At 72.4% G+C, this 12,501-nt stretch carries 14 protein-coding genes; 6 read left to right on the forward strand and 8 right to left on the reverse strand.

Translation table 11 applies throughout. The annotated features are described in order from the left end of the window. The 3 genes from ABD466_RS02210 to ABD466_RS02220 form a co-directional block, all read right to left on the reverse strand. Positions 1 to 657 carry a hypothetical protein gene (locus ABD466_RS02210; RefSeq protein WP_344655191.1) on the reverse strand — a complete coding sequence of 219 codons (657 nt, stop codon included), beginning with the start codon at positions 655 to 657 and terminating at the stop codon, positions 1 to 3. A 101-nt stretch (positions 658 to 758) separates the two neighbouring features. Further along, positions 759 to 1,334: an isochorismatase family protein gene (locus tag ABD466_RS02215; RefSeq protein ID WP_344655192.1), complete on the reverse strand. Its 576-nt coding sequence runs from the start codon at positions 1,332 to 1,334 to the stop codon at positions 759 to 761. Between the two features lie 38 nt (positions 1,335 to 1,372). Continuing rightward, positions 1,373 to 2,674 (reverse strand): nicotinate phosphoribosyltransferase, encoded by a 1,302-nt coding sequence (locus ABD466_RS02220; protein WP_344655193.1) that lies wholly within the window; start codon positions 2,672 to 2,674, stop codon positions 1,373 to 1,375. Between the two features lie 24 nt (positions 2,675 to 2,698). Here ABD466_RS02220 and clpS point away from each other — a divergent pair, with 24 nt between their 5' ends. The 3 genes from clpS to ABD466_RS02235 all read left to right on the forward strand — a co-directional run bounded on the left by clpS (position 2,699) and on the right by ABD466_RS02235 (position 4,136). Then, the gene (gene clpS / locus ABD466_RS02225; RefSeq protein WP_344655194.1) at positions 2,699 to 3,001 is read left to right on the forward strand and encodes an ATP-dependent Clp protease adapter ClpS; all 303 of its coding nucleotides are present in this window, start codon (positions 2,699 to 2,701) and stop codon (positions 2,999 to 3,001) included. An 18-nt stretch (positions 3,002 to 3,019) separates the two neighbouring features. Further along, positions 3,020 to 3,574, forward strand: coding sequence for a DUF2017 domain-containing protein (locus ABD466_RS02230; protein WP_344655195.1), 555 nt, complete (start codon positions 3,020 to 3,022; stop codon positions 3,572 to 3,574). A 76-nt stretch (positions 3,575 to 3,650) separates the two neighbouring features. Next, entirely contained in the window at positions 3,651 to 4,136 is a 486-nt protein-coding gene (locus tag ABD466_RS02235; RefSeq protein WP_344655196.1) for a hypothetical protein, read from the forward strand. 94 nt (positions 4,137 to 4,230) lie between these two features. Here ABD466_RS02235 and ABD466_RS02240 read toward each other — a convergent pair whose 3' ends face one another. Further along, on the reverse strand, positions 4,231 to 5,880 hold the full coding sequence (locus ABD466_RS02240) for a chaplin family protein (RefSeq protein WP_344655197.1): 1,650 nt from the start codon (positions 5,878 to 5,880) through the stop codon (positions 4,231 to 4,233). Between the two features lie 229 nt (positions 5,881 to 6,109). Here ABD466_RS02240 and ABD466_RS02245 point away from each other — a divergent pair, with 229 nt between their 5' ends. Beyond that, complete coding sequence (locus ABD466_RS02245) at positions 6,110 to 6,955, forward strand: SCO6745 family protein (protein WP_344655198.1); 846 nt, start codon at positions 6,110 to 6,112, stop codon at positions 6,953 to 6,955. Between the two features lie 151 nt (positions 6,956 to 7,106). Here the strand turns inward: ABD466_RS02245 and ABD466_RS02250 are convergent, their stop codons facing one another. The 3 genes from ABD466_RS02250 to ABD466_RS02260 all read right to left on the reverse strand — a co-directional run bounded on the left by ABD466_RS02250 (position 7,107) and on the right by ABD466_RS02260 (position 9,508). Continuing rightward, positions 7,107 to 7,802 (reverse strand): DUF4262 domain-containing protein, encoded by a 696-nt coding sequence (locus tag ABD466_RS02250; RefSeq protein WP_344655199.1) that lies wholly within the window; start codon positions 7,800 to 7,802, stop codon positions 7,107 to 7,109. Positions 7,803 to 7,925: 123 nt separating this feature from the next. Further along, positions 7,926 to 8,756 carry a ZIP family metal transporter gene (locus tag ABD466_RS02255; RefSeq protein WP_344655200.1) on the reverse strand — a complete coding sequence of 277 codons (831 nt, stop codon included), beginning with the start codon at positions 8,754 to 8,756 and terminating at the stop codon, positions 7,926 to 7,928. A 92-nt stretch (positions 8,757 to 8,848) separates the two neighbouring features. After that, positions 8,849 to 9,508 carry a TetR/AcrR family transcriptional regulator gene (locus ABD466_RS02260; protein ID WP_344655201.1) on the reverse strand — a complete coding sequence of 220 codons (660 nt, stop codon included), beginning with the start codon at positions 9,506 to 9,508 and terminating at the stop codon, positions 8,849 to 8,851. Positions 9,509 to 9,601: 93 nt separating this feature from the next. On the opposite strand from ABD466_RS02260, the gene ABD466_RS02265 reads away from it, so the two are divergent. Both ABD466_RS02265 and ABD466_RS02270 read left to right on the forward strand, forming a co-directional pair. Further along, a complete protein-coding gene (locus ABD466_RS02265; protein ID WP_344655202.1) occupies positions 9,602 to 10,615 on the forward strand; it encodes an alpha/beta fold hydrolase in 1,014 nt (337 codons plus the stop codon). Further along, positions 10,612 to 12,147, forward strand: a complete 1,536-nt coding sequence (locus tag ABD466_RS02270; protein WP_344655203.1) for a flavin-containing monooxygenase — start codon at positions 10,612 to 10,614, stop codon at positions 12,145 to 12,147. Before ABD466_RS02265 ends, ABD466_RS02270 begins: the two co-directional genes overlap by 4 nt. A gap of 51 nt (positions 12,148 to 12,198) precedes the next feature. Here ABD466_RS02270 and ABD466_RS02275 read toward each other — a convergent pair whose 3' ends face one another. Beyond that, a complete protein-coding gene (locus tag ABD466_RS02275) occupies positions 12,199 to 12,435 on the reverse strand; it encodes a helix-turn-helix domain-containing protein (protein WP_344655204.1) in 237 nt (78 codons plus the stop codon). Positions 12,436 to 12,501 lie beyond the last annotated feature (66 nt).

The raw sequence follows: 12,501 nt of genomic DNA on the forward strand, positions 1-12,501 counted from the left end.
TCACCAGCCCGTGGGCTCGTACTGCAAGTGGAGCCGGCTCGGCGTCCCGTGCCGGGTTGCGAAATCCGGCCACCGCCCGGCCTCGAGTTCGGCGCACGCGTGCTCGGACGGCGCGCAGTCGGCGGTCGCGGCCAGCAGCTTCCGCAGATCGACGGCGTCGCGGCGGAAGGCCTCGCGGCTCCCGGCGATGAACAAGGTGTCGGCGGCGTTGTCGTAGAACGGGAAGTCGCGGTTCTCCCGGTGCCAGTACCGGGAGTAGTCGAGGTCGGGAGTCCCGGGGTCGGGGATCCGGACGGTGTGCGGTGCACCGGTGCCGAGCCGGGCCCGCAGCGCCGTCCAGCGCGACGGCCGGAACTGGACCGAGTGGTGCGCCAGCACCAGGTCCAGCTTGCGGCCCTCGCAGGGCGTCGTGTTCTGCCGCATCGGCACATAGACCAGCGACCGAGGTGACCCGGCGGCCAGCGCCCACAGGGTCACCAGCTGCTTGATCGCCGGACGGTCGGCGTACCCGCCGAGCCACACGTCCTGGTCGAGCAGGACCATGCGGGCCTCGGGCCGGTCCGGCCGGATCACCCGGTACTCGCGGCCCTCCAGGGCGACACGGCTTATCCGGGTCCTGAGCTCCAGTGTCCCCGGCTTCCCCGCCATGCCCGCCATGCCCGCCATGGTGCCCGGAGACAGGTCCTCGCGGCCAGCCGGATTCGGTCCGCCCGCGAGACGGACAGCCCTCGGACCGGCAGCCCTCGGACGATCAGCTCTCAGTCGCGCTCCGCGGAAACGAACTCCACGCCCGCCTCGCGCATCTCCGCGACCGCGGCCGCGGTCGTCGCCTCGGCCACCCCGGCGGCCAGGTCCGCCAGCACCCGCGTCCGGAATCCCTGGCGCACCGCGTCCAACGCCGTGGCCCGCACGCAGTGGTCGGTGGCGAGCCCGACCAGGTCCACCTCGTCCACGCCGCGCTCCCGCAGCCAGTCGCCGAGCAGCGTGTCGGCGCCGTCCACGGCCTCGAATCCGCTGTAGGCGGCGGACGACGCGCCCTTGGAGAAGATCTCGTCGACGTGTGAGCGGTCGAAGTCCGGATGGAACTCGGCGCCCTTCGTGCCGGCCACGCAGTGCGCCGGCCAGCTGGTGACGTAGTCCGGTTCGGCCGCGAAGTGCGGGCCCGGGTCGGTGTGCCAGTCACGGGTGGCGACCACCTGGTCGAAGCCGCCGCGGTCCGGGCCGGACAGCAGCTCGGTCACGCCCGCGGCCACCGCCGCGCCGCCCGACACCGGTAGTGAGCCGCCCTCGCAGAAGTCGTTCTGCACGTCGATCACGATCAGCGCGCGCGTCATGCTCGTCCTCCTTCGCCGTCCACCGACTCCGCCGTCCGCTAGCTCTGATACACGGTAGGGATCGCCGGCTCGCCGCGCGACAGCTGCGTCGACCACGGGGGAAGCTCGGCGCGCGAGGCCTCGTGCCGGGCGCGGATCTCGGCCAGAGTCGGTCGGGCGATCACCTCGCCCTTGGCGACGTACTGCATCAGCAGGTCGCGGCCTTCGGCGCGGACCGATTCCGGCGCTGTGCCGGTGCCGATGACCTCCTCCTGCGCCACGCCGTCGGAGCCGATCCGCCGGAAGGCGTACTTGCGTCCGCCGCGGGTGGCCTTCTCAGAGGACTTCTTCGCCACCGGGACCATCGGCGTGCCGGGTTCGGTGTCGGCCGCGCGCGCCACCAGCTTGTAGACCAGGCCCACGGTGGGGGCGCCGGAGCCCGTGACCAGCGCGGTGCCGACGCCGTAGGAGTCCACCGGGGCGGCGGCCAGCGCCGCCAGCTGGTACTCGTCCAGGTCCGAGGTCACGACGATCTTGGTCTGCTTGGCCCCGAGGTCGTCCAGCTGGCGGCGCACCCGGTGCGCCATCCACAGCAGGTCGCCGGAGTCCAGGCGCACCGCGCCCAGATCCGGTCCGGCCACCTCGACCGCGACCCGGACCGCCTCGGCCACGTCGTAGGTGTCGACCAGCAGTGTGGTGCCCTTGCCGAGGCTGTCCACCTGGACGCTGAAGGCCTGGCGTTCGCTGTCGTGCAGCAGGACGAACGCGTGCGCCGAGGTGCCGGCGGTCGGCACGCCGAAGCGGCGCCGGGCCTCCAGGTTGGAGGACGCGGAGAAGCCGGCCAGGTACGCCGCGCGGGCGGCCGCGACCGCGGCCTCCTCGTGCGTGCGCCGCGAGCCCATCTCCAGGCACGGCCGGCCCATCGCCGCCGAGGTCATCCGGGAGGCCGCGGAGGCGATGGCGCTGTCGTGGTTCAGCACCGACAGCACCAGCGTCTCCAGCAGCACCGCCTCGGCGAAGGTGGACTCGACGATCAGCAGCGGGGAGCCGGGGAAGTAGCACTCGCCCTCCGCGTAGCCGTGCACGTCGCCGCTGAACCGGTAGCCGGCCAGCCAGTCCCGGGTGGTCTCGTCGACCACGCCGTTCTCGTGCAGGAAGTCGCAGATCGCGGCGTCGAAGCGGAAGTCCTCCAACGCGTCCAGAAGGCGGCCGACGCCGGCGGCCACCCCGTAGCGGCGCCCGTCGGGCAGGCGCCGGGCGAAGACCTCGAACACCGAGCGGCGGTGGGCGGCCCCGCTGGCCAGGGCGCCCTGCAGCATGGTGAGTTCGTAGTGGTCGGTGAGGAGCGCGGTGCTGTTCACGATCTATCAGCGTAGTCTGGTGGGATGAGTGTCGCGCCGGTGGAGGTCGATCCGGAGGCTGGGGAGGAAACCCGGTCCGCACCGTTGACGGACCCCGTGTGGGTCACGGTGGTGTGGAACGATCCCGTCAACCTGATGAGCTACGTGACCTACGTGTTCATGACCTATTTCGGCTACTCCAAGGGCAAGGCCGAGCGCCTGATGCGGGAGGTCCACGACCTCGGCAAGGCGATAGTGTCCAGCGGCGGACGCGAGCAGATGGAGAAGGACGTGGCCGCGATGCACGGCTACGGTTTGTGGGCGACCGTGCAGCGCCAGGACGGCTGAGAACAGATCGGGGAACAAGTGCTCCAGCCTTTCGAGGCCCACCGCTCCGGGCGGATCGTCGGCGCGTTCACCGACGGCCAGGCCGGGGTGCTCCGCTTCCTGCTGAACGGGCAGCTGGCGCTGCTCGACGAGGAGGACCCGCTCGGCACCGATCCGGACCCGCTGGCCGCGGCCCTGGGGATCGCCGACGGCCCGGTGAAGAAGCCGGACAACCCGGCGCTGGCCCGGCTGTTCCCGAACGCGTACGAGGACGCCGACGAGGCCAGCGAGTTCCGCCGGCTCACCGAGCCGGACCTGCGCGAGGGCAAGCGCGCCGCGGCCCGGCAGGTGCTGGCCGACCTGGAGGGCTACACACCCGGCGACAAGGTGTGGCTGGACGCCGAGCAGGCACAGGTCTGGCTCGGCGCGGTGAACGACATCCGGCTGGTGCTCGCGGTCTGGCTGGAGATCGAGGACGACGACGACAACCCGTTCGAGCGGATCCAGCCGGACGACGAGCGCTACGAGATAGTGGTGATGTACCACTGGCTCGGCGCGCTGGTGGAGTGGTTGGTCGAGGCGCTGATGGGCTGAGCCCGTCCTCCCGCACCGGGTGAATGCTTCTGAAGAGTATTGAGACGGGTACCGGCCTGTGCCAGCATCCTGCCTCATGACAGAGGCACTCGGGGCGGTCCGCTACCACCCGCGGAGGGTGCGGCCGCTCGGCCTGCTCCGGATCGACGACTGGCGGGTGAAGCTGCACGCGCTGTCCGCCGTCCCCGACTCCGAATCGGACGACCCGGATCCGGCGGCCCACGACGGCGCGTCCCGCGCGGCGGCCGAGGCGCTGCCGCGGCCCGGCGTCGGCGGCGGCCGCTACGGAGTCGGGTTCGTGATCGTCCACCGCACCTTGAGCAATTACTCGTACGTGGTCGGCTGGTGGTCCTACGGCTGTCTGCTCTCCACAGCCGCGTACTCGGCGCCGTTCTCGGAACCGGCGGACATCGCGCGCTGCCCGGCGCGGCAGGCCGGTTGCGTGTGGGAGCTGGCGGTCATCGACCACGAGCGGCGCGCGTGGACGCGGACGATGCTGCGGGCCCGGGCGAGCGGGGACGTGGACGCCTACCTGGCGGCGGTGCTCACCGGGAAGGTGTAGGCGGGAGTAGACGGAAGAAGACGGAAGAAGACGGAAGACGGAACGGGGCCCCTGGAGTGATTCCAGGGGCCCCGCTCCGTGCACCGCGGATCTGCTATGCCTGCGAACGCGACTTGCGCCGGGCGGCCACCATGGCGCCCGTGCCGACCAGCAGCGCGCCCGCGCCGATACCGGCCAGGCCGAGCACGTCGGCGCCGGTGTGCGGCAGCCGCTGTGCGGCGTCCTGCGGCGGGGCCGGAGGGGTCGGCGGCGGCATCACAGGCTGGGTGCGCGGCTGGGACGGCGGCGGAGGAGGCACGGCGGACCGGCCCGTGGCGCACGTGTTCCCGGAGCTGGAGCTGAAGACCATGCCGACGCCGACCGGCAGGCCGCAGACCTGCAACGGCATGTCCAGGCTGCCCTGGACCACCGTCCCGGTCAGCAAGCCGCTCTCGCCGGCCGTGCTGGCGCTCGACGCGGCGGTGGGCGCGCCGCCGGTCTCGTTGGCGCACCGGTTCCCCGCGGCCCGGTCGTGCACCCCGACCGCGCCGACCACCAGCCCGCAGGCCTCGGCCGGGAGGTTGACCGGCAGCTGCACGACGTTGCCGGACACCGCGCCGCCGTTGCCGTGCGCGACGCCGCGGGCCACGGAGCCGCCCATGGTGTGGTTCACGCACAGGTTGCCCAGCGCCGGGTTGTCCACACCGACCACGTTCAGCGTGTCGCCGCAGACGTTGAGCGGCGCCTCGATCGGCACCTGCACGATGTTGCCGTCGGCCAGGCCGGTGGAGCCGCTGGTGGCGGCTTCGGTCAGTGCGCCCGCGGTGGGGGCGGAGGTCTCCGGCGGCGGGCTGCCGTTGCGGCAGCGGTTGTCCACGGCGGCGTCGTGGAACCCGACCACGTCCGCCGTCACACCGCAGACGTTGACCGGCACGTCCACCGGCACCTGGACGACGTTGGCGTTCGCGAACCCGGGCGCGTCCGCCGTCCGGGCGCGCGCGGTCGAGGAGCTCGCCGGGCCCTCGTTCACGCACAGGATGTCCTGCGCGCTGTTGCCGCCCCCGATCACGGTGGCGGTGTCGCCGCAGACGTTGCCCGGGATCGAGACCGGCACCTGCACGACGTTGTCGTTCAGCAGGCCGGGGTCGCCGCCGGTGGCGGCGGTGGCCGAGCTGGTCGTCCCGCCGCCGGCGCCCGCGCCGTTGACGCAGGTGTCGCCGGCCGCGGTGTCCCCGCCGCCGATGACGCTGGCGACCAGGCCGCACACGTTCAGCGGGGCGTGGACCGGCACCTGGAGCGTGTTGCCGGTCAGCAGGCCGCCGCCGGGCGCGCCGGAAGCGCCGGACACCGCCGACGCCGGTGCCGTGCGTGGCGTCGGCGCCTGGGCGGCGGCCGCGGCGCCGGCTCGGGGGTCCCCGTCGGTGCGGATCGTGCGGCTGGTGCCGACCGTGCGGTCGGTGCGGCCGGTGCGGTCGGTGCGGTCGGTGCGGCCGGGGTGACCTGGCGAGCCCTGGTGCGGCGCGGCGGCATGCCGGCCCTGGGAGGCCCTGTGCCGTCCCTCGTACTGCTTGACCTTCGGGCCGCTGACCGTGAGGGGCGCGTGCTGCGCAGCCGGAGAGGAGCCGTGGTGTTCCTGGCTCTTCGACTCGCCGCTGTCCGGGTGCTCGGAGTGGTGTACCGCCGAGACCGCCGGCGCGGCTCCAGTGATCAGCAGGCCGCCGGTCGCGACCGCGAGCGCGAGACCGCGCTTGGCCACGTCGTGCATGCCAGACCTCATTCTTCTTCCAGTAAGGGCGGCGGGCGCTGGACGCGTGACGCGACAAGGCCCGCCACCGGCGACAACGGCCCTGGCTCCGCCGCGTCACGCCGCACTCGCCCGCGCGGATGAAAAGTCGGCCTGTGCGATCAGTCGCGGAGTTCCGGATCTCCGCTGGTCAGCGCGGTCGTCGGGGGCGGGTTGTGGGCGCGGAGCACGGGACGGGAGAATCCCGTGCATGACGGCTGATCCGATTGACGACCCGGCGGCGATCCGCGAGCGTGCCCTGAGCGCGGCGGTCGAGGCGAAGGGCGCCCTCTCAGCGCTCGGCGGCGACTACATGTCCTCCCAGGCGGCCCGCGTCGCGGCCAAGGACCTGGGGATGAAGGGCTGGCCGTTCTATTTCGGCGGGCGCGTCGGGGTGCTCGGCCCGGTGCCGCCGGAGGTGGTGCACGCGATCGTCGGCTTCTTCCCGGCCGAGCACGTGGTCGCGAGCTGGACCACCGCTCGCGACCCGAAGCAGAGCCCGCCGCTGGACCGGATCGTGGACCGCTACCGCGACCTGCAGCGCAAGTGGGCCGACGAGTTCCTGGCCGCCTTGCCCGAGCCCGACGCCGACGACCTGGCCGACCTGCTCCGCGGCATCGCGACCAGCTCCGAGACCGGTCTGTCCCCGCTGGCCGCGGCCTGGGGCGCGATGCCCGAGCCGGTCTCGCCGCGACACCGGGTGGTGCACTGGTCGCACGTGATGCGCGAGCAGCGCGGCGGTCTGCACATCGCGGCGGTGCAGATGGCCGGCCTGAACCCGCTGGAGGCGATCGTCACCGGCCCGCTCGGCGTCGACGGTGCGAAGTTCTTCCGGTGGCCGGAGCCCTACCCGGAGCCGGACGACGCGATGCGCCTGTTCCGCGACGAGGCCGAGGAGATCACCGACGAGCTGGCCTCCCGGGCCTACCGCGGACTGACCGAGGCCCAGGCCGAGCGCCTGCTCAAGCTGCTGGGCCGGGCACAGGAGCTGGCGACCGGGGGCGGCGGCGTGGGCAAGCTGCTCGCGGACAAGGAGAAGACCGCGGCCGGGGCCTGACCCGGTCAGTGGTCTGCGTGGTCCGCTCAGTCGGCCCGGTCTGCGCAGTCGGCTCCGTCTGCGGGGTCGGCCCGGTCTGCGTGGTCGGCCCGGTCTGCGCAGTCGGCTCCGTCTGCGCGGTCGGCCCGGTCAGGGCGTGGCCGGGAGAGGCTCAGTGCGGGTTCTGCCATGGGCCGTCGGGGTGCAGCTCCGGCGGCAGCCACAGCTGCGGCTGCACCGTCCGGCACCGCAGCCCGCATCCGGGCTGCCACGGGAACAGCCCGTGGCTGTCCGGCCAGACCAGCTGCACGAACGGCGGCACCGCTCCGCGGTAGAACCCGACCGCGAACCCGAACAGCGTCGGGTACCAGCCCGGGTGCACCCGCTTGGCCACCACCGGCTGCGCGTCCAGGATCCCGTCGACCTCGATGTCGAGCCCGAACGGCTTGTTGTCCCGGATCAGCCGCCCGGCGCGGTTCACCCGCTGCTGCATGTCCGGCAGCAGCAGCCCGAACAGGGAGACCTCGGGGGCGCGGTAGCTGTGCCACAGCCCCACCGAGAAGGCCCAGCCCGGCGTCCGGGTGCCGGGCATGATGCCGATCGAGGTCCAGCCGGTGCGCCGGACGTGCGCGGCGGCCTCGCCGAACCAGCCCGGGACCAGGGCGCGGACCGCGTCCTCGTCGTCGTCGCCCGGGCCGTCCTCGTCCGCGAACGCCTCGTTCTCGGCGGCGGTGAGGGTGTGGGGCGCAGCCGTCTCGCTGTCGCAGATGACGCAGTGGCACGGCGGGATGTCGGCCGTCACCCGCCGGCGGTCTTCGGGATCGCCGGCCGGTTCTGTACCGCCGCTGGGGGCAGGACTGTCCGCCATGGTGTTCACGATATGCGATGAGTGCATGAGAGTACCTATCCAAGACGCCCGCGGTTCACCTTTCGGCCGAAACCAACCCGTAGGGTGCGCGGCCGATCACCGTACGTGCGTCTTTCCGGCCTCTCAGGCGCCGCCGAGCGTCACGATCGCGTCGGTGAGGAACCCGGCCACCAGCCCGAGCATGATGCCGTACGCGGTGAGCTCCTTCAGGCCGGTCTTGCGCGCCACCGCCAGCAGCTCGATCACCACGTACAGGATCGACCCGGCGGCCAGCGACAGGAACGCGATCGACACGGCCGTGGAGGTGAACTGCTCGCCGACCAGCGTCCCGACGAACGTCGGCCCGCCGCCGATCAGGCCGAGGACGCCCAGATAACCCCAGGACGGCCGCTCGCCGACCGCCGCCATCGGCGCCACGATGCCGAACCCCTCGGTGGCGTTGTGCAGGCCGAAGCCGATGATCAGCAGCACGGCCAGCGAGATCTCGCCCGCCGCCGCCGAGTTGCCGATCGCCAGCCCCTCGGCGAAGTTGTGCAGCCCGATCCCGATGGCGATCAGCATCGGCAGGCTCGCCAGCCGGGCCACCAGCGGGCGGCGCGCGCCGACCTCCAGCTCGGCCGCGGCGGCCGCGCCCGGCCCGCGCGAGGCGCGCTTGGCGACCCACCGGTCGAAGCGCGTGAGCCCGCACAGCGCCACGCCCAGGCCGGCCGCCATCAGCAGGCCGTAGCCGATCGCCGAGCCGACGTGGTGCGGCTTGTCGCTGAGCGCGCTGTCGACCGGCTCCCAGGCGTGGCTGAGGACGTCGAACAGCAGGAACAGCAGGATGCCGATGGCGACCGCGTTCAGCAGCGCGCGCAGCCGCGGGAGCGGGCTGCGCAGCCGGCCCAGGGGCAGACCGAGGTAGATCGTGAAACCTGCGATCGCGCCGAGGATCGCGATCTGGGTCGAGGACATGGCAGCACCTGGATTCTGGTCGGACGGGGCCCGGGGACGATGGCTGAGGTTAGCCTTACCTGTCTCTCGCCACAAGGGTGCCCAGTCGGGTGCTACCTTATGCGCCCTTTTGCCGAGTCTTGACCCGGGGGGAGCCCGGCCTCGACGGCGAACCCCGGCCAGAAGGCGTCGGCCAGCAGCGCCGCGGTCTCCCGGGGCTTGATGCCGGCGCCTTCGCGCAGCCGCCAGCGCGCGACGCGCTCGCTGGCGCCGATCAGGCCGTGCGCGAACACCGCGACGCGTTCCGGCGAGGCCGACGGCAGCCACCGGCCGAGCGCCTCCTGGATCAGGAGGGTCTGCTGGCCGCGGATCGCCTCGATCGCCTCCTCGGCCGGACCCGCGACGATCACCGACTCGTTCAGCAGCACCGCCCAGGCGCGGCCGTGGCGGTCGGCGAAGTCGAAGTACGCCTCCAGGCCGGCCTCGAGCACGGCGCGCGGTCCGTCCCGCTCGGCCCGGGCCATCGCGTCGAGCGTCGCGGAGTGCAGGTCCGCGCGGATCCGCGCGACGCAGGCCAGCAGCAGCCCCTCCTTGGAGGTGAAGTACTCGTACAGCATCGGCTTGGAGACGCCGACCCGCAGCGAGACCTCGTCCATGGACGTGGCCTGGAACCCGCGCTCGGCGAAGACCTCCTCGGCCGCGGCGAGGATCTGCTGCTCGCGTTCGGCACGCGGGACGCGTTTGCGGCGCGGGGCTCCGCCGGCATCAATCATGGCCTGGGACTCTATCGACTTCCTTCCCTACTCTCAGTAGGCTACCCGCCGGTAGCTTGTTGCGCACCGCCGGACCAGCAAGGGCAGGGGAGCATGGCCGATCCGCGATTCCACACCGTCATCGCCTTCGACGGCGCCGAACTCCACGTCGAGGAGGACGGTGACCCCGGCGCACCGGTGACCGTCGTGCTGGCGCACGGCTGGACGCTGTCGATGCGGGCCTGGCGGGCCCAGGCCGCGGCGCTGGCGGCCACCGGAGGGGTCCGGGTCCTGCGTTACGACCAGCGCGGCCACGGGTTCTCCACCCAGGGCGCCGCGTGGCGCGAGGGGATCGCGGCCCCCGCCGCCGACCGCTACGGCCCAGGGCCCTCGATCGACCAGCTCGGCCGCGACCTGGCCGCGGTCCTGGACCAGCTGGTGCCGGCCGGCCCGGTGGTGCTGGCCGGGCACTCCATGGGCGGCATGACCGTCATGGCACTGGCCGACCAGCGTCCCGACCTGTTCGGCGGCAAGGTGACCGGCGTGCTGCTGGCCAACACCTCCGGCGGCGGCTTGGACCGGCTGACCCTCGGCTTCCCGGAGTTCGTCGCCAGGCCGGTCCGCGGCTCCATCATCAAGACCCTGCGTCGCATCGCGGCGAAGCCCGGCAGGGCCGACGCGGTCCGCGCCAGGCAGGCCACGGGGACGAGACTGGCGGTCGCGCAGACCCGCTGGCTGCTGTTCGGACGCCGCGCGCCCCGGGCCGTGATCGTGGAGTGCAACGAGATCATCAAGGCCTGCCCGAGCGCGACCCTCGCCGGCTTCTTCCCGGCCCTGATGACACACGAGAAGCGCGCGGCCCTGAAGGCGCTGGGCGGTGCCGAGGTCGAGGTCGTCGCGGCGGCCCGGGACAAGCTCACGCCGGTGGGCCACTCCCGCCGGCTCGCCGACGGCATCCCCGGCGCCCGGCTCACGGTCGTCGCCGGGACCGGCCACATGCTGCCGATGGAGCGGCCCGAGGCGGTCACCGAGCGGCTCACCCGGCTGGTCGCCGCGGCCGCCGGGGGCACCGCAGGCACCGGCGGCACTGCGGACACCGGCGGCACCGCGGACGAGGGCGCCGCATGACCCGGGTCGCCGAAGACCTGGACCCGATGGACCTCTCGGAGGCGCCGATCACCGGGGGCCGTCCGGCGCGGGAGCTGCCGGCGAGCGCGAAGTTCGTGATCGTCGGCTCCGGGTTCGCCGGTCTCTGCATGGCGATCAAGCTGAAGCAGGCCGGGCGCGACGACTTCGTGATCCTGGAGAAGGGCGACGACGTCGGCGGCACCTGGCGCGAGAACACCTATCCGGGTGCGGCCTGCGACATCCAGTCGCACCTGTACTCGTTCTCGTTCGAGCTGAACCCCAAGTGGAGCCGGATGTTCGCGCGGCAGCCGGAGATCCTGGACTACCTCCGGCACTGCGTCCGCGAATACGAGCTCGAAGACCACTTGTATCTCGGGGTGGAGTTCGAGGGCGGCGCGTGGGACGACGCCGAGCGGACGTGGCGGGTGAAGCTCGGCGGCGGCCGGGAGATCCAGGCGGATTTCGTCGTGCTGGGTCTGGGGCCGCTGCACCGGCCCCTGCTGCCGGACGTCCCCGGCATCGGGGATTTCCAGGGCCCGTCCTGGCATTCCGCCGAATGGCGCCACGACGTCGACCTGACCGGCAAGCGGGTGGCGGTGATCGGCACCGGCGCCTCGGCGATCCAGTTCGTGCCCCGGGTGGCGCGGCAGGCCGCGCGGCTGGTGCTCTTCCAGCGCACCCCGGCGTGGATCATGCCCAAGCGGGACCGGCACATCTCAGGGCTCACCAAGGCGTTGTACCGCAACGTCCCCGGCTTCCAGCGGGCTCATCGCACCTTGATCTACTGGACCGCGGAGTCCCGGGCCATGGGCTTCGTGAACCCGAAGTTCATGAAGGTCGCCGAAGGCGTCGCCAACGCCCACCGGCGACGCCAGGTCCGCGACCCGGAGCTGGCCCGCAAGCTCAAGCCGGACTACACCATGGGCTGCAAGCGGGTGCTGATCTCCAACGACTTCTACCCGGCGCTCGGCCGGGACCACGTGACGCTCGTCGACCAGGGCGTCAAGGAGATCCGCGCGCACTCGGTGGTCGCCGCGGACGGCACCGAGCACGAGGTCGACGCCATCATCTACGGAACCGGGTTCCACGTCACCGACGCCTTCGACGCGATCGACATGGTCGGCCCGGGCGGCCGCAGCCTGAAGCAGGACTGGTCCGGCGGGCTGTCGGCGTACTACGGCATGTCGGTGGCCGGCTTCCCCAACATGTTCATCCTCGTCGGGCCGAACTCCGGCCTCGGCCACAACTCGATCGTCTTCATGATCGAGGCGCAGGCCCAATACCTGATGCGGTTGCTGGAGGCCGTGGACGCCCGCGGGGCCGCCACCGTCGCACCCACCGAGGAGGCGCAGCGCCGGTTCAACGACGGCATCCAGCGTGCTCTGGCCACCCAGGTCTGGAGCGCCGGGGGCTGCCGGAGCTGGTACCTCGACGAGAACGGCCGCAACACGACGATCTGGCCGGGTTTCACGTGGCGGTATTGGACCCGCACACGGAAACCCGACCAGAGCGCTTACTGCTTCGAACGCTGAGCTGCCGCTACCCGGTCGCGGGATCGATCGGGTAGCCGGCCATGCCCGCTTCTAGGCCGCCATCCGGTCACCGGTGGTGACCAGAACCGCCAGCACCGTCCGAGACGGGATGGACAGCTTGGCGAAGATGCGAGACAGATGGGCTTCGACCGTCTTGGTAGACAGGCCGAGCGCCCGCGCGATCTGCCGGTTGGTCCGGCCATCGCGCACCAGCCGGGCGATCTCCATCTCGCGTGCGGTGAGTCGGTCCAGCGAGCCTCGCTGCTGTCCGACGGTCATGGTGCTCATTCCCTGTTCCCCCCAGGTGTTCGTTTGCGATGGAACCACCGTAGAAGCAAGACGGTGGTTTCGCGT

The organism is Catenulispora subtropica, assembly GCF_039531675.1.
GTDB classification, from domain to species: Bacteria; Actinomycetota; Actinomycetes; order Streptomycetales; family Catenulisporaceae; genus Catenulispora; species Catenulispora subtropica.